Annotated in this window: 21 protein-coding genes and 1 tRNA gene; 10 read left to right on the top strand and 12 right to left on the bottom strand. The window is 66.8% G+C overall.

All coding sequences use genetic code 11. The features are described 5' to 3' along the window. Window positions 1-2 precede the first annotated feature (2 nt). Both hemL and DIE21_RS06070 read right to left on the bottom strand, forming a co-directional pair. Complete coding sequence (gene hemL, locus DIE21_RS06075) at window positions 3-1286, bottom strand: glutamate-1-semialdehyde 2,1-aminomutase (RefSeq protein ID WP_124496837.1); 1284 nt, start codon at window positions 1284-1286, stop codon at window positions 3-5. Between the two features lie 190 nt (window positions 1287-1476). Further along, on the bottom strand, window positions 1477-1929 hold the full coding sequence (locus tag DIE21_RS06070) for a hypothetical protein (protein ID WP_124496836.1): 453 nt from the start codon (window positions 1927-1929) through the stop codon (window positions 1477-1479). Between the two features lie 243 nt (window positions 1930-2172). Between DIE21_RS06070 and DIE21_RS06060 the strand changes: the two genes are divergently transcribed. Next, the gene (locus tag DIE21_RS06060; protein ID WP_124496835.1) at window positions 2173-3390 is read left to right on the top strand and encodes a Bcr/CflA family multidrug efflux MFS transporter; all 1218 of its coding nucleotides are present in this window, start codon (window positions 2173-2175) and stop codon (window positions 3388-3390) included. 102 nt (window positions 3391-3492) lie between these two features. Here the strand turns inward: DIE21_RS06060 and DIE21_RS06055 are convergent, their stop codons facing one another. The 3 genes from DIE21_RS06055 to zwf all read right to left on the bottom strand — a co-directional run bounded on the left by DIE21_RS06055 (window position 3493) and on the right by zwf (window position 7636). Continuing rightward, window positions 3493-5421: a bifunctional transcriptional regulator/glucokinase gene (locus DIE21_RS06055; protein WP_124496834.1), complete on the bottom strand. Its 1929-nt coding sequence runs from the start codon at window positions 5419-5421 to the stop codon at window positions 3493-3495. Next, complete coding sequence (gene pgl, locus DIE21_RS06050) at window positions 5399-6079, bottom strand: 6-phosphogluconolactonase (RefSeq protein ID WP_124496833.1); 681 nt, start codon at window positions 6077-6079, stop codon at window positions 5399-5401. Before pgl ends, DIE21_RS06055 begins: the two co-directional genes overlap by 23 nt. 87 nt (window positions 6080-6166) lie before the next feature. Then, a complete protein-coding gene (zwf, locus tag DIE21_RS06045) occupies window positions 6167-7636 on the bottom strand; it encodes a glucose-6-phosphate dehydrogenase (RefSeq protein WP_124496832.1) in 1470 nt (489 codons plus the stop codon). Between the two features lie 429 nt (window positions 7637-8065). On the opposite strand from zwf, the gene DIE21_RS06040 reads away from it, so the two are divergent. The 4 genes from DIE21_RS06040 (at window position 8066) to DIE21_RS06025 (ending at window position 12468) form a co-directional block, all read left to right on the top strand. Then, window positions 8066-9313 (top strand): ABC transporter substrate-binding protein, encoded by a 1248-nt coding sequence (locus tag DIE21_RS06040; RefSeq protein ID WP_124496831.1) that lies wholly within the window; start codon window positions 8066-8068, stop codon window positions 9311-9313. 138 nt (window positions 9314-9451) lie between these two features. Continuing rightward, window positions 9452-10390 (top strand): carbohydrate ABC transporter permease, encoded by a 939-nt coding sequence (locus DIE21_RS06035; protein ID WP_124496830.1) that lies wholly within the window; start codon window positions 9452-9454, stop codon window positions 10388-10390. Next, window positions 10380-11237, top strand: a complete 858-nt coding sequence (locus tag DIE21_RS06030) for a carbohydrate ABC transporter permease (protein ID WP_124496829.1) — start codon at window positions 10380-10382, stop codon at window positions 11235-11237. Before DIE21_RS06035 ends, DIE21_RS06030 begins: the two co-directional genes overlap by 11 nt. A gap of 112 nt (window positions 11238-11349) precedes the next feature. Beyond that, complete coding sequence (locus DIE21_RS06025) at window positions 11350-12468, top strand: ABC transporter ATP-binding protein (RefSeq protein ID WP_124496828.1); 1119 nt, start codon at window positions 11350-11352, stop codon at window positions 12466-12468. Between the two features lie 141 nt (window positions 12469-12609). Here the strand turns inward: DIE21_RS06025 and DIE21_RS06020 are convergent, their stop codons facing one another. The 6 genes from DIE21_RS06020 to trxB form a co-directional block, all read right to left on the bottom strand. Further along, the gene (locus tag DIE21_RS06020; protein ID WP_124496827.1) at window positions 12610-12810 is read right to left on the bottom strand and encodes a hypothetical protein; all 201 of its coding nucleotides are present in this window, start codon (window positions 12808-12810) and stop codon (window positions 12610-12612) included. A gap of 13 nt (window positions 12811-12823) precedes the next feature. Beyond that, on the bottom strand, window positions 12824-13219 hold the full coding sequence (locus DIE21_RS06015) for a hypothetical protein (protein WP_124496826.1): 396 nt from the start codon (window positions 13217-13219) through the stop codon (window positions 12824-12826). A 2-nt stretch (window positions 13220-13221) separates the two neighbouring features. Beyond that, on the bottom strand, window positions 13222-13791 hold the full coding sequence (locus DIE21_RS06010; RefSeq protein ID WP_124496825.1) for a hypothetical protein: 570 nt from the start codon (window positions 13789-13791) through the stop codon (window positions 13222-13224). Window positions 13792-13958: 167 nt separating this feature from the next. Further along, window positions 13959-14582 carry a trimeric intracellular cation channel family protein gene (locus DIE21_RS06005; protein ID WP_124496824.1) on the bottom strand — a complete coding sequence of 208 codons (624 nt, stop codon included), beginning with the start codon at window positions 14580-14582 and terminating at the stop codon, window positions 13959-13961. Further along, window positions 14569-15348, bottom strand: coding sequence for a Smr/MutS family protein (locus DIE21_RS06000; RefSeq protein ID WP_124496823.1), 780 nt, complete (start codon window positions 15346-15348; stop codon window positions 14569-14571). Before DIE21_RS06000 ends, DIE21_RS06005 begins: the two co-directional genes overlap by 14 nt. 136 nt (window positions 15349-15484) lie before the next feature. Further along, the gene (gene trxB / locus DIE21_RS05995) at window positions 15485-16447 is read right to left on the bottom strand and encodes a thioredoxin-disulfide reductase (RefSeq protein ID WP_124496822.1); all 963 of its coding nucleotides are present in this window, start codon (window positions 16445-16447) and stop codon (window positions 15485-15487) included. Window positions 16448-16856: 409 nt separating this feature from the next. Here trxB and DIE21_RS05990 point away from each other — a divergent pair, with 409 nt between their 5' ends. The 3 genes from DIE21_RS05990 (at window position 16857) to DIE21_RS05980 (ending at window position 21372) form a co-directional block, all read left to right on the top strand. After that, window positions 16857-19166, top strand: coding sequence for a DNA translocase FtsK (locus DIE21_RS05990; protein WP_124496821.1), 2310 nt, complete (start codon window positions 16857-16859; stop codon window positions 19164-19166). Window positions 19167-19212: 46 nt separating this feature from the next. After that, a complete protein-coding gene (gene lolA, locus DIE21_RS05985) occupies window positions 19213-19902 on the top strand; it encodes an outer membrane lipoprotein chaperone LolA (RefSeq protein ID WP_124496820.1) in 690 nt (229 codons plus the stop codon). A 159-nt stretch (window positions 19903-20061) separates the two neighbouring features. Further along, window positions 20062-21372 carry a replication-associated recombination protein A gene (locus DIE21_RS05980; RefSeq protein WP_124496819.1) on the top strand — a complete coding sequence of 437 codons (1311 nt, stop codon included), beginning with the start codon at window positions 20062-20064 and terminating at the stop codon, window positions 21370-21372. A gap of 42 nt (window positions 21373-21414) precedes the next feature. Here the strand turns inward: DIE21_RS05980 and DIE21_RS05975 are convergent, their stop codons facing one another. After that, window positions 21415-21681 (bottom strand): DUF2164 domain-containing protein, encoded by a 267-nt coding sequence (locus tag DIE21_RS05975; protein ID WP_124496818.1) that lies wholly within the window; start codon window positions 21679-21681, stop codon window positions 21415-21417. 251 nt (window positions 21682-21932) lie between these two features. Between DIE21_RS05975 and serS the strand changes: the two genes are divergently transcribed. After that, window positions 21933-23234 (top strand): serine--tRNA ligase, encoded by a 1302-nt coding sequence (serS, locus tag DIE21_RS05970; protein WP_124496817.1) that lies wholly within the window; start codon window positions 21933-21935, stop codon window positions 23232-23234. 126 nt (window positions 23235-23360) lie between these two features. Continuing rightward, window positions 23361-23451: transfer RNA gene (locus DIE21_RS05965), tRNA-Ser, on the top strand. Window positions 23452-23686: the final 235 nt, after the last annotated feature.

Below are 23686 nucleotides of genomic sequence, written 5' to 3'. Positions count from 1 at the left end.
GGTCAGGCGGCGAGGGCCGCGAATGCGCGGCGGGCCGCCGCGAGCGTCGCGTCGATCACCGCGTCGTCGTGCGTACTCGACACGAAGCCGGCCTCGTATGCGGACGGCGCGAAGTACACGCCTTCGTCGAGCATCAGGTGGAAGAAGCGGTTGAAGCGCTCGATGTCGCTCTTCGTGACTTCCGCGAAGCTGGTCGGCACGCGCTCGGCGAAGTACAGGCCGAACATCGCGCCGATCGAGTCGGCCGCGAACGGCACGCCGGCCGCGCGCGCTTCGGCCGCGAGGCCGTCGGCGAGGCGCTTCGTTTGCGCGGTGAGCGCTTCGTAGAAGCCGGGCGCCTGGATCAGCTGCAGCGTCTTCAGGCCCGCGGCGACCGCGATCGGGTTGCCCGACAGCGTGCCGGCCTGGTACACGCCGCCGAGCGGCGCGAGGTGGGCCATGATGTCGCGGCGGCCGCCGAACGCGGCAGCCGGCATCCCGCCGCCGATCACCTTGCCGAGGCAGGTGAGGTCGGCCTTGATCCCGTAGTGTTGCTGCGCGCCGCCGAGCGCGACGCGGAAACCGCACATCACCTCGTCGAAGATCAGCACGGCGCCGTGCTGCGTGCACAGCGCGCGCAGCGCGTCCAGGAATTCGGGCGTGCCGCGCACGAGGTTCATGTTGCCCGCGACGGGCTCGACGATCACCGCGGCGATCTCGTCGCCGAACGCGCCGAACGCTTCTTCAAGCGCGGCGACGTTGTTGTATTCGAGGACGGTCGTGTGCTTCGCGATGTCGGCGGGCACGCCGGCCGACGTCGGGTTGCCGAACGTCAGCAGGCCCGAGCCGGCCTTGACCAGCAGGCTGTCCGCGTGGCCGTGGTAGCAGCCCTCGAACTTGACGATGCGGCTGCGGCCGGTGAAGCCGCGCGCGAGACGCAGCGCGCTCATCGTGGCCTCGGTGCCGCTCGACACCATCCGCACCTGTTCGATCGACGGCACGAGCTTGCAGATTTCCTCGGCGATCTCGATTTCCGCCTCGGTCGGCGCGCCGAACGAGAAGCCGTCGGCGAGCACGTTCTGGACGGCCGCCAGCACTTCCGGATGGACGTGGCCGACGATCATCGGGCCCCACGAGCCGATGTAGTCGATGTACTGCTTGCCGTCGGCATCCCAGAAATACGGGCCCTGTGCGCGCGAGACGAAGCGCGGCGTGCCGCCGACCGAACGGAAGGCCCGCACCGGCGAGTTGACGCCGCCCGGAATGGTCTTTTGGGCGCGTTCGAAGAGGATCTGATTGTTGGACATGAGCGAAACCTGCGTGAGAAGGGCGCGGGGGCCTGTGCACGGGCCGCGGCGCCTGGGCGGAACGATCGTCTGATTGTACCGGAGACGCGCGCGGCGGGCCCGCCGGGCGGTCTGCGGCCTTTCGGCGCGTGGGGGATCGGGCCGGCTCGAACGGCGGGGGCGGGCGGAATCCGACCCCTGTCCGACCGGCTTATCGTGGCGGCTTGCGCTTGCCGGTCAGCTCGGCCCAGCGCTTCTCCAGCGGGCCTTCGACCATCGGCTTGATCGACGTGCCGGAGCTCTGCGCGTCCCAGGTCTGCACTGAGTACGGATGCACGCGCAACGCGTCGCGCGGGATCACGACGTCCTGATGGGCATCGACCAGCCAATCGTAGGCGAAGTCGATGCACAGCCGGTAGCCGCGTTTCGTCGCAGGGTCCGGCACCTCGTAGGGCGCCCGCGTCACGTAGCCCGAGCCGAACACGCCCTTCGGCTCCTTCGCGACGCGGTGCAGGAACACGCGGTCGCCCGGCAGGATGCCGCGTGCGAAGCCGCAGCCCCACACGTCATGCACGGCCTCGCCGGCCTTCACGCGCGCGGCGACGTCGGGCAGCTCGGGCCACGGCCATTTCTTGGGGCTCCAGATCAGCAGGAAGGCGGTCATCGGTTCGGTCGCGCGTCGAATGGGTCAGACAAGAAAAGCAGCAAGCGGCCAGCTTAATCGAATTGGCCGGCGACCACGCACGACACCGCCGCGCGGGCGGTTCACGGCCGTGCGCGGCACACGGCCGGCGGCACGCGAAAAAGTTGCGCGTACAATCATGGGCCTGAGCGCCGTCCGCGGCGCGGTCTCCCGTCTTCACCGCCACGCGCGCCCCGATGCGCGCGGGCTCCATTCCGGATACCCATGTCCCACGTCGTCCGGCGCCGGCCCGATGCCCGGCTGATCCTGTTGCTCGGCGCGCTCGCCGCTTGCGGGCCGATCGCCACCGACATGTACCTGCCGAGCCTGCCGTCGATCGCCGACGGTTTCGCCGTGAGCCCCGGCGCCGCGCAGCGCACGCTGACGAGCTTCATGGCCGGTTTCTCGATCGGCATGCTGCTGTACGGTCCGCTGTCCGACACGTGGGGCCGCCGCCCCGTGCTGCTCGGCGGCATTGCGCTGTTCACGCTCGCGAGCATCGGCTGCTTCGTGTCGAACTCGATCGACATGCTGATTCTCGTGCGCTTCCTGCAGGCGCTCGGCGCGGGCGCGGCGTCGGTGCTGTCGCGCGCGATCGCGCGTGACGCGCACGAGCCGACCGACGCGGCGAAGGTGCTGTCGATGGTCGCGATCGTCACCGCGGTCGGGCCGCTGCTCGCGCCGCTGATCGGCGGGCAGATCCTGCGTTTCTCGGGCTGGCGCGGCGTGTTCGTCGTGCTGGCCGTGTTCGGCGCGGTGTGCGCGGCGACCGCGTACCTGCGCGTGCCCGAGACCTGGCCGAAGGAGCGGCGCAAGAGCGCGGCCGTGCTCGCGTCGTTCGCGTCGTACGGGCGCATCCTGTCCGATCCGGTCGCGTGGGGGCACATGATGTGCGGCGGGATGGCGTTCGCGTCGATGTTCTCGTACATCACCGCGACGCCGTTCGTGTACATCGAGTATTTCCACGTGTCGCCGCAGCATTACGGGCTGCTGTTCGGGCTGAACGTCGTCGGGATCATGATCGGCAACTTCACCAACACACGGCTCGTCGGCCGCATCGGCTCGCTGCGCATCATCGCGGCCGCGTCGCTCGTGAGCTGCATCGCATCGCTCGCGGTCGCGCTCGTCGCGCTGACGGGGTGGGGCGGGCTGTGGTCGATCGTCGTGTGCCTGTTCTTCGTGGTCGGCGTGGTGGGGATCCTGTCCGCGAACTGCACGACCGACCTGATGCATCGCTATCCGCACAACGCGGGCGCGTCGGCGGCCGTGTTCGGCGCGATGCAGCTCGCGCTCGGCGCGCTCGCGAGCGTCGCGATCGGCGCCCTCGCGGACGGCACGCCGTTCGCGATGGGCGCGACGATCGGCATCAGCGGCGTGCTGTGTTTCGTCGGACGCTACCTCGTGCTGCGCTGGCATGGCCGGCCGGTGAAAGCGGGCGCCTGAGCCGGCGCGGCCGCGGAATGAAAAACGCCACCGCGCGCGATGCGCCGGTGGCGTTCTTTTTCGTGCGGGCGCCAGGCCGTCGGCGCCGGACCGTGTCGAGCGTCAGTCCCGCGCGACGTCCTTCGCCGCCGGCGAAGCGCCGTGGCTCAGCCAGTCGAGCACGTCGGCCGTTTCGTCGTCGCTCGCCCGTGCGCGCGCCTGCGCGACGGCCTCCGGCAATTCGCCGTTGGTCGACGCGCGGCGGATCGCGACGCCGACCGCGAGAATGTCGATCATCAGCAGATGCAGGATCCGCGAGATCATCGACAGTTGCGACTCGCGCATCTCGATGTGGTCGGTCTCGAGCGCGACGGTCGCGCGCTTCGCGAGCGGCGTGTTGCTCGACGTGATCGCGATCACCTTCGCGCCGGCCTGCATCGCGACCTCGAGCACCCGCAGCAGCTCGGGCGCGCGTCCCGACTTCGACACCGCGACGATCACGTCGCCCTTGCCGAGCAGCGCGGCCGACGCGGCCTGCATGTACAGGTCGCCGTACGCGATCGTCGGGATCCCGAAGCGGAAGAACTTGTAGTGCGCGTCCTGCGCGACGATGTTCGAGTTGCCGAGCCCGTAGAACTCGATGCGGCGCGCGCCGTTCAGGATCTCGATCGCGTTCTCGACGTGCTCGAAGTTCAGGTGTTCGCGCAGCTGCAGGATCGCGGACACCGTGTTGTCGAGCACCTTCGCGCCGAAGTCGGTGGCCGTATCGCCGAGATGCACCTGGCTGTGGCTCATCGGAATCGTGCCGGTGAGGCCGGTCGCGAGCTTCAGCTTGAAGTCCGACAGCCCCTGGCAGCCGAGCGAGCGGCAGAAGCGGATCACCGTCGGCTGGCTCACGTCCGCCTTGCGCGCGATGTCGACGATCGGGTCGTTGATGATCGAGCGCGGATGGTTCAGCGCGAGATCGGCGACGCGGCGCTCGGCCGGCGTCAGTGCGTCGCGCATCTGGCGGATCCGCTCGAACACGGCCGACGACGCGCCGCCCGAACGGTTCGACAGCTGCTCCGCGAGAATCGCCGACACGCCGAGGAACGCCGGATATTCGGCGGTGATCAGGTAGGTCGGGATGTTCTGGAGATACTGGGTGAAACGGCCCTTCGCCTCGAAGCGCGCACGGAAGGACGAGCGCGTGAACAGTTCGCCGAGCTTCAGCGCGACGCCGCCGCCGATGTAGACGCCGCCGAGCGCGCCGAGTGTCAGCGCGACGCTGCCCGCGAACGCGCCGAGAATCCCGCAGAAGCATTCGACCGCCTCGAGCGCGAGCGCGTCGCCCGCATGCGCGCGCTCGACGATCTCGACCGTGTCGACGGTCGCCGCGACGCGCTTCTTGTCGCGCGCGGCGAGCGCACGATAGACGATTTCCATGCCGGGGCCGGCGCACACGCGCTCGAACGACACGTGCGGAAACTTCTTGCGCGCGTACTGCAGCACGAGATCCTCGCGCTCGTCCTGAGGCGCGAACGACGCGTGACCGCCTTCGCTGCCGAGCGCGATCCAGCGGTCGTCCGCCGGAATCAGGCCGGACACGCCGAGCCCGGTGCCGGGCCCGAGCAGCCCGATCACGCTGTTCTGGCGGCGCGTGCCGCCGCCGATCTGCACGCGCTGCGCGTCGGTGAGGCCGGGCAGCGCCATCGCGAGCGCGGTGAAGTCGTTGACGACGAGCAGCGTGTCGAAGCCGAGCGCGCGGCGCGTCGCCTCGATCGAGAAGCTCCAGTCGTGATTGGTCATCGTGACCTGGTCGCCGTCGACCGGGTTCGCGATCGCGATCGCCGCGTGGTTCACGCGGCTGATCTTCACGTCCTTCAGATACTTGCGGATCGCGTCGGTGAGCGTCGGATAGTCGGCGCCGGGATAGACGCGGATCTGCGTGATCTCGCCGGGGCCGGTTTCCAGCGCGAAACGCGCGTTGGTGCCGCCGACGTCCGCGAGCAGGCGCGGGCCGTCGGCATGCTGGCCCGCGACGACGGCCTTACTTTGCGCACCAGTAGACATCGAGCTGGGTCCCCTTGTCGTTGGCCAGTTGGGAAATCGCGTTGTTCTGCAGCGTGGCGGCCGCGGCGTCGAGCACGTCGCGTTTGCGGCTGCCCGCGATCAGCAGGAAGAGCCGGTCGACGCGCTTCAGCGCATCGAGCGAAAAGCTCACGCGCGCATGCGGCGCGGCGCCGGGATGCACGGCGACGAAGCGCTCGGGCGTCGCGATCGCGTGGTCCCATTCGGGCGCGTCCGCGAAGATCGACGCGGTGTGGCCGTCCTCGCCCATGCCGAGCACGGCGACGTTCGGCACGCGGTAGTCGGCGTTCGCGTTCAGCGCGGCGACGTGCGCGTCGAGCGAGACGCGCGTGTCGACGAGCGGCAGGAAGCGGGCGGGGGCCGCCGCGTGCTGCAGCAGCGTGTCGCGCACCAGGTGCGCATTGCTGGCCGCGTCGTCCTCCGGCACCCAGCGGTCGTCGACCAGCGTGACGTCGACGCCGGCCCAGCCGAGCGCCGCGTGCGACAGCGTTTGCAGGAACGGGCGCGGGCTCGTGCCGCCGGACACCGCGAGCGTCGGGCGCGCGGGGCCGGCGAGCGCGGCGCGCAGCGCATCGCCGACGGCGCGCGCGAGCGCTTCGCTTTGCGCTTCCTGGGTGTCGAAAGCGTGGATCTCGATCACATCTCCTCCGGACTGCTTTGTCTGTTCAATTCGTGTGAATCGTGGGGGCACGTTGCCGCACGCTTGCGCGCACGGCAACGGTCTGCATCAGTTTTCTTCTTCGAGCCAGCAGGTGCCGTGCTGCGCGAGCATCGCACTCGCCGCGGCCGGCCCCCACGTGCCTGCCGCGTAAGGCTTCGGCGGCTTCAGCGAGCGCGCCCATTCGTTCAGGATCGGCTCGACCCAGCGCCACGCGGCTTCCTGTTCGTCGCGACGCACGAAGAGGGCGAGGCGGCCGTTGATCACGTCGAGCAGCAGGCGCTGGTATGCCTCCATCTGCCCTTCCTTGAAGAACCGGTCGAACGCGAGGTCGAGGTGCACGCTCGCGAGGTTCATCCCTTCGCCGGGCTGCTTCGCGAGACAGTAGAGGCGAATCGTCTCGTTCGGCTGCAGCCGGATCACGAGGCGGTTCGACCCGGCGCGCAGCGCGGTGGGCCCGAGCGCCGAGTGCGGCACCGGGCGGAAGTTGACCACGATTTCCGCGACACGGTCGGCCAGACGCTTGCCGGTGCGCAGGAAGAACGGCACGCCGGCCCAGCGCCAATTCTCGATCTCGACCTTCAGCGCGACGAAGGTTTCGGTCGGGCTGTCGGCCTTCACGCCCGGCTCGGTTGCGTAGGCCGGCACCTGCGCGCCCTTGATCACGCCCGCATGATACTGGCCGCGCACCGCGACCTTGCCGATGTCGCGCGCATCGACCGGCTTCAGCGCGCGCAGCACGCGCAGCTTCTCGTCGCGCACCGAATCGGAATCCATCGAGTGCGGCGGCTCCATCGCGACGATCGACAGCAGCTGCAGCAGGTGGTTCTGCACCATGTCGCGCAGCGCGCCCGTATTGTCGTAGAAATCGCCGCGCGCCTCGACGCCGAGCTCCTCGGCGATCGTGATCTGGATGCTCTCGACCCATTCGCGGCGCCACAGCGGCTCGAACAGCGCATTGCCGAAGCGCAGCGCGAGCAGGTTCTGTACCGGCTCCTTCCCGAGGTAGTGGTCGATCCGGTAGATCTGGTCTTCCGCGAAGATCTCGCCGACCGCGTCGTTGATCGCGTTCGACGAGCGCAGGTCATAGCCGAGCGGCTTCTCGAGCACGATCCGTGCGCCTTCGTTCAGGCCGACCGACGCGAGCGCCTTGCAGATCGGCACGAACAGCGACGGCCCCGTCGCGAGATAGAACACGCGGATACCGGGCAGCTGCGCGACCGCGTCGCGCAGCACGACGTAGTCCTCCGCGCGGCCGAGGTCGAGCTTCACGTACTCGATGCGCTCGAGGAAGGACTTCCATGCGCTTTCGTCGAATGCCTTGCCGGCTGCCTTCGCTGCATGCGGCTTCACGTGCGTATCGACCCATTCGAGATAGCCGGCCCGATCCGATTCGTGCCGCGCGACGGCAACGATCCGGCCGTTTTCCGCGAGCATGTTGCCGCGGTGCGCTTCGAACAGCGCGGGCAGGATCTTGCGCATCGACAGGTCGCCGGTGCCGCCGAAAAGTACGAAGGTAAAGCTGGAATCGGTATGCATGTGTCTCCGCCGGTTGAGGTGCTGGGAAGCGATCCGTAGTGCGATAAAAATATTTTTGACACTGAATTGTAGTTTAACTACAATCCGCCGCAAGGGGTAGCACCTGGGTGAAGAAAAAAAGAAGTGCGGTCGATGAACTGCGCGAGCTTCGCCTTCGGGAACGCCTTGTGCCGAATGGTATCGGACATTGACGGTGCGCATCGTCCGCGCGCCGTCGCCCCGGGCTCGCGCCGCGGCATCGCGGCGGGCCAGAAACACAAAGAGGAGACACGCCGTTGAATCTCGATTCACGCTTTCTGTAAGAGCCCGGCCGGTCATCGGCCCCGTACGCTGCATGCGTCTCGCGGCTCGATTTCCCCGTCGTTTATCAAGAAGCCGGTTCCCCGCGGGGGAACTTCACGAGTTGATTCAGTCTGGAGGAGATAAGTAATGAAAGTTCGCTCGATCATGGGCGCGCTCTGCGCCGCGGGTCTGATGGCTGGCGCCGTGGCGGCGCAGGCGGCCGAGAATGTGACGGTGCTGCACTGGTGGACCTCGGGCGGCGAGTCCAAGGCCGTCGGCGTGCTGAAGGACGACCTGCAGAAGCAGGGCTACGTGTGGAAGGATTTCGCGGTCGCGGGCGGCGCGGGCGCGGCGGCCATGACCGCGCTGAAGACCAAGGTGATCAGCGGCGACGCACCGTCGGCCGCGCAGATCAAGGGGCCGCTGATCCAGGACTGGGCCGACCAGGGCGTGCTCGTCAACATCGATTCCGCCGCCGGCGACTGGAAGCAGAACCTGCCGCCGGAAATCGACAAGATCATCAAGTACAAGGGCCATACCGTCGCCGCGCCGTTCTCGGTGCACCGCGTGAACTGGCTCTATATCAACAAGGCCGCGCTCGACAAGGTCGGCGCGAAGGTGCCGACCACCTGGCCCGAGTTCTTCGCGGTGGCCGACAAGCTGAAGGCCGCGGGCATCCAGCCGGTCGCGATGGGCGGCCAGCCGTGGCAGGACCTGACGCTGTGGGAAGACGTCGTGCTGTCGCAGGGCCCGGCGTTCTACAAGAAGGCGCTCGTCGATCTCGACCAGGCCACGCTGACGTCGCCGCAGATGCTGTCGGTGTTCGACACGGTGCGCAAGATCCAGGGCTACTTCGACACCGGCCGCAACGGCCGCGACTGGAACCTCGCGACCGCGATGGTGATCAACGGCAAGGCCGGCATGCAGTTCATGGGCGACTGGGCCAAGGGCGAGTTCGAGAACGCCGGCAAGAAGGCGGGCAAGGACTATATCTGCGCGCCGGTGCCGGGTACGGCCAATTCGTACACGTTCAACGTCGACTCGTTCGTGTTCTTCCAGCAGAAGGGCCAGAAGGACGCGACGCCGGGCCAGATCGCGCTCGCGAAGACGATCATGACGACGGACTTCCAGGAGCAGTTCAGCCTGCTGAAGGGCTCGGTGCCCGTGCGCCTCGGCGTGAAGATGGACAAGTTCGACGATTGCGCGAAGAAGTCGTATGCCGACGAGCAGACCGCGATCAAGTCGGGCGGCTTCGTGCCGTCGCTCGCGCACGGGATGGCGCAGGGCGACGCGACGGCCGGCGCGATTACCGACGTCGTGACGAAGTTCATGACCTCGCAGCAGGATTCGAAGAGCGCGGTCGCCGCGCTCGCGAAAGCCGCGAAGGTGAAGTAAAGCGCGACAGGCGCCCGGCCGGAAACGCATCGTCGGCCGGGCGTTCCTGCATGTGCAGCAAACGGGCTCGCCCGCGGGCCCGTGCCGTACCCGGCGCCGGCCCGGCCTGCGCCGCCCTCGTTCCAGGAGTCGAATCAAGTGGCTGCCCCTCTTAGCGGAAACGGATCCGGCGCTGCCGCCGCACGGCGCACGTCGCCGATGTCGGCCTTCGCCGATCGCTGGATTCCGAAGCTCGTGCTCGCGCCGAGCCTCGCGATCGCCGTGGTGTTCATCTACGGCTTCATCCTGATTACCGGCTATCTGTCGCTGACCAATTCGCGGCTGTTGCCGAACTATGAATTCGACGGCTTCGGCCGTTACGCGGACCTGTTCCAGAACGACGTGTGGTGGACCTCCGCCGCGAACCTCGGCTGGTTCGGGATTCCGTTCATCGCGCTCTGCGTCGCGCTCGGGCTGTTCCTCGCGATCCTGCTCGACCAGCGGATCCGCAACGAAGGCGCGCTGCGCGCGATCTTCCTGTATCCGATGGCGTTGTCGTTCATCGTCACGGGCACCGCGTGGCAGTGGATCCTGAACCCGGGCCTCGGCCTGGAGAAGGTGATGCACGACTGGGGCTGGACGAGTTTCTCGTTCGGCTGGCTCGACGATCCGGACAAGGCGATCTTCTGTATCGTGATCGCCGCCGTGTGGCAGTCGACCGGCTTCGTGATGGCACTGTTCCTCGCCGGATTGCGCGGCGTCGATGCCGAGATCTTCAAGGCCGCGCAGGTCGACGGCGCGACGCTGCCGACCATCTACCGCAAGATCGTGATCCCGAGCATGCGCCCGGTGTTCTTCTCGGTGCTGCTGATCCTCTGCCACATCACGATCAAGACCTTCGACCTGGTCGTCGCGCTGACGGCGGGCGGCCCCGGCACGTCGTCGTCGCTGCCGGCCATGTTCATGTACACGTTTTCGTTCAACCGCGGCCAGCTCGGGCTCGGCGCGGCGTCGTCGGTGATGATGCTCGCGACCGTGGTCGCCGTGCTGGTGCCGCTGATGTATATGGAATCGAGGAGCACCCGCAATGCAGCCTAAGATGACGATCAGCCGGGCAGTGATCTATGCGGCGCTGATCCTGTTCGCGCTGTATTTCCTGTTCCCGATCTACGTGATGCTGTCGACGTCGTTCAAGGACCTCGACCAGCTGCGCACCGGCAACCTGCTGACGCCGCCGGCGCACTGGACCCTCGATCCGTGGGTGAAGGCGTGGAGCGGCGCGTGTACCGGCGTGCGCTGCGACGGAATGAAGCCGTTCTTCCTGAACTCGTTGCAGATGGTGATTCCGGCCGTGCTGATCTCGTCGCTGATCGGCGCGTTCAACGGCTACGTGCTCACGCACTGGCGCTTTCGCGGCGCGGATGCGCTGTTCACGATGATGCTGGTCGGCTGCTTCATCCCGTTCCAGGTGATCCTGCTGCCGATGGCGCGCCTGCAGGGGATGCTCGGCCTCGCGAACACGATTCCGGGCCTGGTGTTCGTGCACGTCGTGTACGGGATCGCGTTCACGACGATGTTCTTCCGCAACTTCTACGTGAGCGTGCCGGCCGAGCTCGTGAAGGCCGCGCGCATCGACGGCGCGGGTTTCTTCACGATCTTCACGAAGATCCTGCTGCCCGTGTCGCTGCCGATCTTCATGGTGTGCCTGATCTGGCAATTCACGCAGATCTGGAACGACTTCCTGTTCGGGATCGTGTTCTCCGGCGTCGACTCGATGCCGATCACGGTCGCGCTGAACAACCTCGTCAACACGTCGACGGGCGTGAAGGAATACAACGTCGACATGGCCGGCGCGATCATCGCCGCGCTGCCGACGCTGCTCGTCTACGTGGTCGCCGGCCGCTACTTCGTGCGCGGGCTGACGGCGGGCGCGGTGAAGGGGTAAGCGCGGCTTCATCCGATACGACGAACCGGCCGCGCACGACGCGCGGCGCATCGAAACGAACCCGACGCGGCGCCTGCGTGCGCCGCGCGAGACGAGACAGAGGATTCACAGCATGGCAAGCCTTTCCATCCGTGACGTGTACAAGACCTACCCGAACGGGGTGCCGGTCCTGAAGGGTGTCGACATCGAGATCGAGGACGGACAGTTCCTGATCCTGGTCGGCGGGTCGGGCTGCGGGAAGTCGACGCTGCTCAACATGATCGCCGGCCTCGAGACGGTCACGAGCGGCGAGATCTGCATCGACGGCAAGGTCGTCAACGACCTGTCGCCGAAGGATCGCGACATCGCGATGGTGTTCCAGTCGTACGCGCTGTATCCGTCGATGACGGTGCGCGAGAACATCTCGTTCGGCCTGAACATCCGCAAGGTGCCGAAGAGCGAGCAGCAGCAGATCGTCGAGCGCGTGTCGGCGATGCTGCAGATCCAGCATCTGCTCGACCGCAAGCCGGGCCAGCTGTCGGGCGGCCAGCGTCAGCGTGTCGCGATGGGCCGCGCACTGGCGCGCGATCCGTCGCTGTTCCTGTTCGACGAGCCGCTGTCGAACCTCGACGCGAAGCTGCGCATCGAGATGCGCGCGGAAATCAAGCTGCTGCACCAGCGCCTCGGCACGACGATCGTCTACGTGACGCACGACCAGATCGAGGCGATGACGCTCGGCGACCGGATCGCGGTGATGAAGGACGGCGTGGTCCAGCAGTTCGGCGCGCCGCAGGAAATCTACGATTCGCCGTCGAACCTGTTCGTCGCGGGCTTCATCGGCGCGCCGCCGATGAACTTCATCAACGGCCGGCTGGTCGAGCAGGGCAGCGGGATCGCGCTCGAGATCGACACGGGCGTCAAGCGCGGCGCGCTGAACCTGCCGTTCGATGCGGGCAAGCTGAAGTCGCACGTCGGCCGCGAGGTGATCCTCGGCCTGCGTCCGGAACGCATCACCGACGTGCGCCACGCGCACAACGGCGACGCGTCGCACCTGCAGCCGTTCGACGTGCGCGTCGACGTGACCGAGCCGACCGGCCCCGACACGCACGTGTTCGCGCAGGTCAACGGCAAGCGGATCGTGAGCCGCGTGCATCCGGCCGCGAACCCGCAGCCCGACCAGACGCTGTCGCTGCTGTTCGACGTGTCGAAGGCGGTGCTGTTCGATCCGGCCTCGGAAGAGCGGATCGCTTGAGGCAAGCGGAATCAGGGCATCGAAGGCGCGTCCGGATCATCGTGCGATCCGGATGCCGTCGATTGCCGCGATTCATTGAGGTAGCGGATTTGTTCGAGCAGGTGCCGCGCCCGCGCACCTCGTGATAGCCGAGGGAGGTAATCACGGATTCGGCAGTGACAAGAAGTACGAACCGATCGCGTGCATGATCGGCATGAACAGAAGGCACGCGAAGACGGCCGGAAAATAAAACCTCGAGCGGCGGACGGTAGAGAACAACCCGGCCACTGCGACGGCCAGACAGACGGTCGCGAGTGCGCCGAACAGGTCGCTATCCGCGATTACCGAAAAGAACGCGCGCATGTTTGCCCCGGCATTACTGATTGAATGCGGCGAAATTCCAGCGATACAGCTGGAATTGCTTTAGAAAGTCCTTCACTTCGGCACCGGTCGTCAACTTGATCGGCAACCCGCGCAGGGCGGCGAACTGTACAAGCAACCGTAACGCGAAGTCCTCGCATGTAAATCGGTTCGTGCGCGTGCTGCCGTTGCGGTCCCAGTACGTTTCCGTCTGCAGTTGTCTTGCCAGTTGCGGAACCGCCATCTGGTATTCGGCGACGTCGGTGTCGGTCCATGTGCGGACCGTTTTCCAGAATGTCTTGAATCGGACGGTGACAGGCTGCGGCGACACATCGTCTGTCGGCGTGGTCTTGCGTGCCGCGATTCGTATGTATCGATTGCCTTCGGGAGAAACGTGGACGCGTTCGGGCATGGTTATTCCGCGAGATAGATCGTGATGTTTTCGGCACGTGAAGTGGACGCGAGCAGGTGCGTTTGCCCATGCGCGTCCGTTCGTCCGTATTCAAACGGTCCGGTGTCTCGCTGCAGTGCATAAGCGACGTCGCTCAGAGGGGCACCCGTGGCGCCCCGAAGAATGTAGCGATCGTTATAGGCCAGCTGAGTCGTTGCCGTGGCCGCATCTGTCGTGACGAGCACGGACTCCATGCCGATGTCGCAATTCGACGCTTCTATTTTCCATTGGCGACCATATCGGGCAATGATGCGAGGAGGGCGCTCACAGCAACATCGGACCCAATCGTTGCTCAAGGCCTGAACTCTTCCCGCGGAAGTGAAGTCGTGGAGTCGCATTTTGCTGGGCGCGCCAGGCGCGGCTTCAATTGTTCCGGTGCTCTCGCAAGTGCTGCACCACGCGCGTTGCCCGACGAACGTGATTCTGCGGCGTTTGCCGTCGTCACCCACGATCGTTCCACACTCACCGCCGTCGACTACGTAGCCGCCGCTGTCCAGCGGATCGTCTTCAACTACCGCGTAAAAAATAGTCATGCCAGTCCACTCGTTTCCGTTGTCGCGTGGAACGTAGCACCGCACGGTCGATCGTGAAAGCGAAGTGTAAAGAACTGTGTCGTGACAGATCGCGTGTTTTCGCATCACCGTCATGCAGCGACGAGGGTCTTTTCAATGGCCTCTCGTGGCTCAGGCGATGGCTGGATTCAGTGCGGCAGCCGCACGTCGAACTTGAACGTCGCGAGCCGCGCGACGAGGATGAAGCCGGTCGCGAGCAGCACGCTGTACACCGAGTCGAACTGCAGCCATGCGAGCAGCAGGTAGAACCAGCAGCCGACGAACGCGCAGGTCGCGTACGGCCGCGAATCGCGCAGGATCAGCGGGATGTCGTTGCACAGCACGTCGCGGATGATGCCGCCGACCACGCCGGTGATCACGCCCATCATCACCGCGATGAAGCGCGGCATCTCGGCATCGAGCGCGATCGCGGTGCCCGAGATGCTGAAGATGCCGAGCCCGATCGCATCGGCCACCAGCAGCAGCCGCTCGGCCGACAGCCGCGACAGCATCCGCAGCACGAACGGCGCGAACAGCGCGAGCACGAAGATCGCGATCACGTAGTCGTCGTGCACGACCCAGTAGAACGGCCGGCGCTCGAGCAGGATGTCGCGCAGCGTGCCGCCGCCGAACGCGGTGGCGAGCGCCACGACGAACGTGCCGACCGAATCGAGGCGGTTCTTGCGCGCCTCGATGAAGCCCGAGATCGCAAAGGCCAGCGTGGCGATCGCTTCCAGTATCGCGATCGCGAGCGTCAGCCTAGGATGCGGCACGCGGCCCCCGGTCGCCGGGTGCCGCGACCGGCTGCAGCAGCACCAGCACCGCGCCCGCGCCGCCGTCGTGGCCGCGCGCCTCGCAGAACGCGATCACTTCTTCCTTCTGCACGAGCCACGCGCGCACCTTGCCTTTCAGCACGGGCTCCTTGCCGATCGAGCCGAGTCCCTTGCCGTGGATCACGCGCAGGCAGCGCAGCCCCTTCTTGCCGGCTTCGCGGATGAACTCGGCGAGCGCATCGCGCGCCTCGTCGCGCCGCATCCCGTGCAGGTCGATCTGCGCCTGCACGATCCACGCGCCGCTGCGCAGCTTGCGCACGACGTCGCGGCTGATGCCGGGGCGGTGGTAGTACAGCGAGTCGTCGCTGTCGAGCAGCGTTTCGGGATCGAATTCGTCGGACAGCGTCGCGTTCAGCACGGCTTCCTCGTCGCGCTGCGTCTGCTTCGGCACCGGGTCGGGCGGCGTGCGGCCGGCCGCCGCGCGCGGCGGTGCATTGAGCGGCTGGATCGCGCCGATCTCGTTGCGGAACAGGTTCGCGTCGGCTTCCGCCTTGCGCTCGGCCTTGGCCGTTTCGATGCGCTCGCGTTCGCGGCGATCGGCTTCGCCTTGCAGCGACTTGCGCAACGCGCCGAGGCCCGCGAGCCCCTGGCCGCGCAACACGGCGGGATCGGGGGCGGGCGCCGGCGCGGCGGGCGCCGGGTTCGCGGGACGGGCGGCGATCTGCCGCTTCGCGGGATCGCTCGGATGGGGCTGGTTCTTCGCCATGATTCGGTAACCGGGCAGGCGCGTTCGGACGCGCGGGCACAAAAAAAGCCGCTGCGCGGCGGCAGCGGCTTTCCGGTCAAGCCCGCTTCGCGGCAGCGGACGCCATTGTAGCGCCCGGCGCGCGAAGGCTTGACGCTTACTTCTTGTCGTGCAGGCTTTCGAGGTAGCGCTGCGCGTCGAGCGCGGCCATGCAGCCCGTGCCGGCGCTCGTGATCGCCTGGCGGTACACGTTGTCCTGCACGTCGCCCGCGGCGAACACGCCCGGCACGCTGGTCGACGTCGCGTTGCCGTGCAGGCCGCTCTTCGTCAGGATGTAGCCGTCCTTCATCTCGAGCTGGCCCTGGAACAGGTCGGTGTTCGGCTTGTGGCCGATCGCGACGAATACGCCCTGCACGTTAAGGTCCTGCTTCTCGCCGGTCTTCACGTTCTTGATGCGCAGGCCCGTGACGCCCGACTCCTCGCCCGTCACTTCGTCGAGCACGTGATCCCACTTGATGTCGACGACGCCTTCCTTTTCCTTCTCGAGCAGGCGGTCGATCAGGATCGGCTCGGCGCGGAACTTGTCGCGGCGGTGGATCACCGTGACCTTCTTCGCGATGCCCGTCAGGTAGAGCGCTTCCTCGACGGCCGTGTTGCCGCCGCCGATCACCGCGACTTCCTGGTTGCGATAGAAGAAGCCGTCGCAGGTCGCGCAGGCCGACACGCCCTTGCCCATGAACGCTTCCTCGGAAGCCAGGCCGAGATACTGCGCGGACGCGCCGGTCGCGATGATCAGCGAGTCGCACGTGTATTCGCCCGAATCGCCGATCAGCCGGATCGGCTGTTCGTGCAGCTTCGCGGTGTGGATGTGGTCGAATACGATTTCGGTGTTGAAGCGCTCGGCGTGCTCCTGGAAGCGCGTCATCAGTTCCGGGCCTTGCACGCCCCTCGCGTCCGCCGGCCAGTTTTCGACGTCGGTCGTGGTCATCAGCTGGCCGCCCTGCGCGATGCCGGTGATCAGCACCGGGGACAGGTTGGCGCGTGCCGCGTAGACGGCAGCCGTGTAGCCGGCGGGGCCGGAACCGAGAATCAGGACTTTGGCGTGTTTGGGCGTGGGCATGTGCGAATCCGTAAAAGGCGGCCGCGGCGGGCGGGGTAAGGCTCGCCGGACGATCCGGGTTGACCGGGATGCCGTCATAGATGGGTATCAGACGCGCATTATAAAGGCCCCGTTGCTGCGCTGCCGAACGAGAGTTTCAATCGTGGCGATAGCGTTCCCCGGTGGCCGGCCCGCGGCGGCGGGGCGGGCAGGGCGGGCGAGGCACGGCGGCCGCCGCCCGTGGCGGCGCATTGCCGCAGCCGGGCGCCGCGCGCCTGTCGGCGATACGCGTCGCATGTGCGGTGTGCGCGCCAGGCACCCCGGCCCTGTTATGTAACCGTCATTTACACTTGACGCCCCGGTGCAGCGTTTACAATAAGCGCGATCGAACGACAGGCGGGCGCGCGGCCCGTCCTCTTTATACGGATTCATGGCAAAAGCTCCTTATTCCGCCCAGGCACAGGCGTTGCCGCACCGGATGTCGAAGCTCCTCACGGAGATCCGCTGGATTCTCCAGGTCGCGCTCTGCGCTTTTCTGGTGATGGCCCTGTTGAGCTACAGCCGGCGCGATCCGAGCTGGACGCACGCCGCGCAGGTGGACCACATCTCGAACTGGGCCGGCCGCGTCGGCGCGTGGACGGCCGACATCATCTTGCTGCTGTTCGGCCTGTCGGCCTACTGGCTGATCGTGCCGCTCGGGCGGCGCATCGCGGTCAACTACCGGCGCATCACGCGTCACGAGGCGGCCGTCGACGAACCCGAGCGGCCGATCGGCTGGCTCACCGAGATCCTCGCGTTCGTGCTCGTCGTGCTCGCGTGCGACGGCATCGAGGCGCTGCGGATGTGGTCGCTGAAGGTGCAGTTGCCGCGTGCGCCGGGCGGTGTGATCGGCGAGGCCGTGGCGGGTGCGATGTCGCACGCGTTCGGCTTCACGGGCGGCACGCTGCTGCTCCTGATCGCACTCGCGATCGGCCTGTCGCTGTACTTCCGCTTCTCGTGGCTGTCGGTCGCCGAGCGCGTCGGCGGCGCGATCCTGTCCGCCGTCAACGTCGCGAAGCTGCGCCGCGAGGCCGAGCGCGACCGCAGGCTCGGCGAGGCCGCGGCCGTGCGCCGCGAAGGCAAGGTCGAGGAGGAGCGCGTGCGCATCGAGGATCACGAGCCCGTGACGATCGTGCCGCCGGTCGTCACGCCGGCGAAGTCCGAGCGCGTCGAGCGCGAGCGCCAGGTGCCGCTCTTCACCGACCTGCCGGGCGATTCGACGCTGCCGCCGGTGTCGTTGCTCGATCCCGCGCCGAAGACGCAGGAAGCGATTTCCGCCGATACGCTCGAATTCACGTCGCGCCTGATCGAGAAGAAGCTGAAGGACTTCGGCGTCGAGGCGAGCGTTGTCGCCGCGTATCCGGGCCCGGTCGTCACGCGCTACGAGATCGAGCCGGCCACCGGCGTGAAGGGCAGCCAGATCGTCAACCTCGCGAAGGATCTCGCGCGTTCGCTGTCGCTCGTGTCGATCCGCGTGGTCGAGACGATCCCCGGCAAGAACTACATGGCGCTCGAGCTGCCGAACCAGCGCCGCCAGACGGTGCACCTGTCCGAGATCATCGGCTCGGAGGTCTATGCGGCGGCGTCGTCGGCGCTGACCCTGAGCCTCGGCAAGGACATCGGCGGCAAGCCGGTGTGCGCGGATCTCGCGAAGATGCCGCACCTGCTGGTCGCCGGCACGACCGGTTCGGGCAAGTCGGTCGGGATCAACGCGATGATCCTGTCGCTGCTGTACAAGGCGACCGCCGAGCAGGTGCGCCTGATCCTGATCGATCCGAAGATGCTCGAAATGAGCGTCTACGAAGGCATTCCGCACCTGCTGTGCCCGGTCGTCACCGACATGCGCCAGGCCGGCCATGCGCTGAACTGGACGGTCGCGGAGATGGAGCGCCGCTACAAGCTGATGAGCAAGCTCGGCGTGCGCAACCTCGCCGGCTACAACAACAAGATCGACGACGCGGCGAAACGCGAGGAAAAGATTCCGAATCCGTTCAGCCTGACGCCGGACGATCCCGAACCGCTCGGCCGCCTGCCGAACATCGTCGTCGTGATCGACGAACTGGCCGACCTGATGATGGTCGTCGGCAAGAAGGTCGAGGAGCTGATCGCGCGGATCGCGCAGAAGGCGCGTGCGGCCGGCATCCACCTGATCCTCGCGACGCAGCGCCCGTCCGTCGACGTGATCACCGGCCTGATCAAGGCGAACGTGCCGACGCGGATCGCGTTCCAGGTGTCGTCGAAGATCGACTCGCGCACGATTCTCGACCAGATGGGCGCCGAATCGCTGCTCGGGATGGGCGACATGCTGTACCTGCCGCCGGGCACCGGGCTGCCCGTGCGCGTGCACGGCGCGTTCGTCGCCGACGACGAAGTGCATCGCGTCGTCGAGAAGCTCAAGGAGCACGGCGAGCCGAACTACGTCGAAGGGCTGCTCGAGGGCGGCACCGCCGACGGCGACGAGGGTTCGGCCGGTGCGGGAACCGGCGAAGGCGGCGGCGAGTCTGATCCGCTGTATGACCAGGCAGTCGAGATCGTCATCAAGAATCGCCGCGCATCGATTTCGCTCGTGCAGCGCCATCTGCGGATCGGCTATAACCGCGCGGCGCGGCTGCTCGAACAGATGGAACAGTCGGGGCTCGTGTCGGCGATGTCGTCGAGCGGCAACCGCGAAATTCTTGTGCCGGCGCGCGACGCGGAATGAGTCCGCGGCGCCCGCGGCGCCGGCCACCCAGGGAGAAAACCGCATCATGCAGCAACTTTCGTTCGTTCCTTCCCTTCGTTCGACGCGGCGCTGGCTCGGCGCGGCGTTCGCCGGCGCATCGCTGATGCTCGCGGCGACGCACGCGTTCGCGGGCGGCACCGAACAACTGAAGGCCTTCGTGTCGCAGGTGCGTTCGGCGAAAGGCGACTTCACGCAGCAGATCGTCAAGGCCCCGGCCAAGGGCGCGAGCGCTGCGCAGGCCGCGCCGAAGCCGAACGACAATTCGAGCGGCACGTTCGTGTTCTCGCGTCCGGGCAAGTTCATCTGGACGTACCAGAAACCGTACCAGCAGGTGCTGCAGGCCGACGGCGACAAGCTCTACGTGTACGACCGCGACCTGAACCAGGTCACCGAGCGCAAGCTGAACGGCGCGCTGGGCGCGAGCCCGGCCGCGATCCTGTTCGGCAGCAACGATCTCGACAAGAACTACACGCTGCGCGATGCCGGCGAGAAGGGCGGCATCGAGTGGCTCGAGATGCTGCCGAAGGCGCAGGACACGCAATTCCAGCGGATCGGCATCGGCTTCCGCAATGGCACGCTCGCCGCGATGGAGCTGCACGACGTGTTCGGCAACGTCACGCTGCTCACGTTCACGAACATCCAGACGAACCCGCCGCTGAAGGGCGATACGTTCAAGTTCGTCGTGCCGAAGGGCGCGGACGTGATCAACGGCTGACCGGCGCCGCACCGTTTTCCCGACACGGGCCTGCCGGCGACGGCAGGCCCGTGTCGTTTCCGGGCGGGCACCGGGCGCGGCGGCGCAGTCGTGCGGCTGTCATAATGTCGGGTCCGGCGGCCGGTTCGGCCGCCATTGTTTGATCGGGAGCGAGGGTTCATGTCCGACCTGTTTCAAGTCGAGCCGCGCCGGCCGCTCGCCGAGGCGCTGCGGCCGAAGACGCTCGCCGAGGTGATCGGCCAGACGCACCTGCTGGGCGAAGGCAAGCCGCTGCGGCTCGCGTTCGAATCCGGCAAGCCGCATTCGATGATCCTGTGGGGGCCGCCCGGCGTCGGCAAGACGACGCTCGCGCGCCTCACCGCGCTCGCGTTCGACTGCGAGTTCATCGCGCTGTCCGCGGTGCTCGGCGGCGTGAAGGACATCCGCGAGTCGATGGAGCAGGCGAAGGACACGCTGAACCGCACCGGCCGCCACACGATCCTGTTCGTCGACGAAATCCACCGCTTCAACAAGGGGCAGCAGGATGCGCTGCTGCCGTTCGTCGAGTCGGGGCTCGTGACCTTCATCGGCGCGACGACCGAGAACCCGAGCTTCGAAGTCAATTCGGCGCTGCTGTCGCGGGCGCAGGTGTACGTGCTGCAGTCGCTGAACGACGACGAGATGCGTCAGCTGCTCAAGCGCGCGCAGGAAATCGCGCTCGACGGCCTCGCGTTCGACGACAAGGCGATCGATACGCTCATCGGTTACGCGGACGGCGACGCGCGGCGCTTCCTGAACCTGCTCGAGCAGGCGCAGACGGCCGCCTCGTCCGCCCGGGTCACGACCATCGATGCCGATTTCGTCAGCAGCGCGATGACGCTGAACGCGCGGCGCTTCGACAAGGGCGGCGACAATTTCTACGACCAGATCTCGGCGCTGCACAAGTCGGTGCGCGGTTCGAGCCCGGACGGCGCGCTGTACTGGTTCTGCCGGATGATCGACGGCGGCGCGGACCCGAAATATCTCGCGCGGCGGATCGTGCGGATGGCGTGGGAAGACATCGGTCTCGCCGATCCACGTGCGCTGCAGGTCGCGAACGACGCGGCCGAGACCTACGAGCGGCTCGGCTCGCCCGAAGGCGAGCTGGCGCTCGGGCAGGCGGTGATCTATCTCGCGTGCGCGGCGAAGAGCAACGCGGGCTACAACGCGTTCAACCAGGCAATGGCGTTCGTGAAGCAGGACAAGTCGCGCGAGGTGCCCGTGCATCTGCGCAATGCGCCGACCAAGCTGATGAAGGAACTCGGCTACGGTCATGCGTATCGCTACGCGCACGACGAGCCGAACGCCTATGCAGCCGGCGAGACCTACCTGCCGGAGGGGATGCGTGAGCCGCGCTGGTACAAGCCGGTGCCGCGCGGGCTCGAATCGAAGATCGCCGACAAGCTCGCGTGGCTGCGCGAACTCGACCGCGAGGCCGGCAAGAAGGACTGACCGGCCAAGCGCGGCCGGGTGGCCGGCGCCGTCTGGAGCGCGTCAGCGCCTGCGGCCCGGCTGCTTCTTCCAGTATTCGAACGGCTCCTCGTGGCATTCGATGTCGAGTTCGGCGACCCGTGCGTGCAGGCGCTCCTGCGCATCGGCGATCGCGAGGTTGTAGATCGCCGGCGCGATTTCCTCGACGAAGAAGTGCAGCAGCGCGCCGGCCTGGATGTTGCCGATCGGCTCGTCCATGTTTTCTGTGAAATAGCGTTGCAGCGACGCGATCGCGCGGTCGCGGACATCCTTGTCCAGTTCGATGGCCATCGGGTTCCCTCGGGTGATGGTGATGCGAAGGCGGGTGCGTTGCCCGCCGCGTTGCGCCCGGCCGGGGCGGCCGTTGCGCGCGGCGCGGCGGCATCGCACGGCGCGCCTCGCCGGGTGCCGACGCGCAGGCCGACAATGCGATACTGCCACGCCCGTCGCGCGTTTGCGGCACTGTCCATCCGGCCAGTGCCGTGGCGGCCCCGCGGTGCGTTAGAATTCCCGTCTTACACAACGATTTTCCAAGTCCTCCCATGCTCGACATCCAGTTGCTGCGCAAAGACCTCGACGGCGTCGCGAAGCGCCTCGCCGATCGCGGCTACACCCTCGACGTCGCCGCGTTTTCCGCACTCGAAGCGGAACGCCGCGCGATCCAGACCCGTACCGAAGAGCTTCAGGCGCGCCGCAACAGCCTGTCGAAGCAGATCGGCGCGATGAAGGGGAAGGGCGAGGACACGTCGGCCGTGATGGCCGAAGTCGGCGGGATCGGTGACGAGATGAAGGCGTCGGAAGCGACGCTCGGCGAGATCCAGGCGCGCCTGTCAGACCTGATGCTGGGCATGCCGAACATCGCGCACGAAAGCGTGCCGGTCGGCAACGACGAGGCCGACAACGTCGAGGTGCGCCGCTGGGGCACGCCGCGCCAGTTCGACTTCGAGGTGAAGGATCACGTCGATGTCGGCACGCCGCTCGGCCTCGATTTCGAAACCGGCGCGAAGCTCGCCGGCGCACGCTTCACGATGCTGCGCGGCGCGATCGCACGCCTGCATCGCGCGCTCGCGCAGTTCATGATCGACACGCACACGCTGCAGCACGGCTACAGCGAGACGTACACGCCGTACATCGTGAACCCCGAGATCCTGTACGGCACGGGCCAGCTGCCGAAGTTCGCGGACGACATGTTCCGTGTCGAGAAGGGCGGCGCCGAGAACACGATCACGCAATACCTGATCTCGACGTCCGAAATTTCGCTGACGAACACCGTGCGCGAGTCGATCGTCGAAGGCGCCGCGCTGCCGATCAAGCTGACCGCGCATTCGCCGTGCTTCCGCTCGGAAGCCGGCTCTTACGGCCGCGACACGCGCGGGATGATCCGCCAGCACCAGTTCGACAAGGTCGAGATGGTCCAGGTCGTCGCGCCCGACGCATCGTACGCGGCGCTCGACGAGATGGTCGGCCACGCTGAAGCGATCCTGCAGAAGCTCGGCCTGCCGTACCGCGTGATCACGCTGTGCACGGGCGACATGGGTTTCTCGGCCGCGAAGACGTTCGACCTCGAAGTGTGGCTGCCCGCGCAGAACACCTATCGCGAGATCTCGAGCTGCTCGAACACCGAGGCGTTCCAGGCGCGCCGGATGCAGGCGCGTTTCCGCAACGCGCAAGGCAAGCCGGAGCTCGTGCATACGCTGAACGGCTCCGGCCTCGCGGTCGGCCGCACGCTCGTCGCGGTGCTCGAGAATTATCAGAATGCCGACGGTTCGGTCACGGTGCCGGAGGCGCTGCGTCCGTACATGGGCGGCATGGAGCGAATCGAAGCGCCTGTACAGGCGTCGTGAGATTGCTCCGCGATCGGTTTTCGAAGGCCTCGCAAAAAATTTGAAAAAAGGGCTTGTGAGGTTCAAAGAGATCGTTCTATAATCTTTTCTTTCCCGGACACGACCAACCGGGAAATGAAGCAGGAAGGAGAGGTGGCAGAGTGGTCGAATGTACCTGACTCGAAATCAGGCGTACGGTTTCCCCGTACCGTGGGTTCGAATCCCACCCTCTCCGCCAAAATACGAAGCCCCGTGATCCGGAAGGATCACGGGGTTTTTCGTTTGGGTCGTGCTGTGGTGAACGTGGCAAGGCGGGGCTGCGTCGATGCCGATGCCCGATAGCACAGGCATGCGCTCCGTCCGGCATTTGCTTGCCGGCGCCCCGCTTCTGATCGTCGCCGGATCATCACTAACATCTCGCTCGCCCACGGGATTCACGCCGCCGCTTTCCCGCTTCAGCCTTCGTTTCGCGC

Source organism: Burkholderia sp. Bp9140 (assembly GCF_003853425.1).
Classification (GTDB): Bacteria; Pseudomonadota; Gammaproteobacteria; order Burkholderiales; family Burkholderiaceae; genus Burkholderia.
Note: the sequence above shows the minus strand (reverse complement) of the source record. Positions and strands in the feature narration are given on the sequence as shown.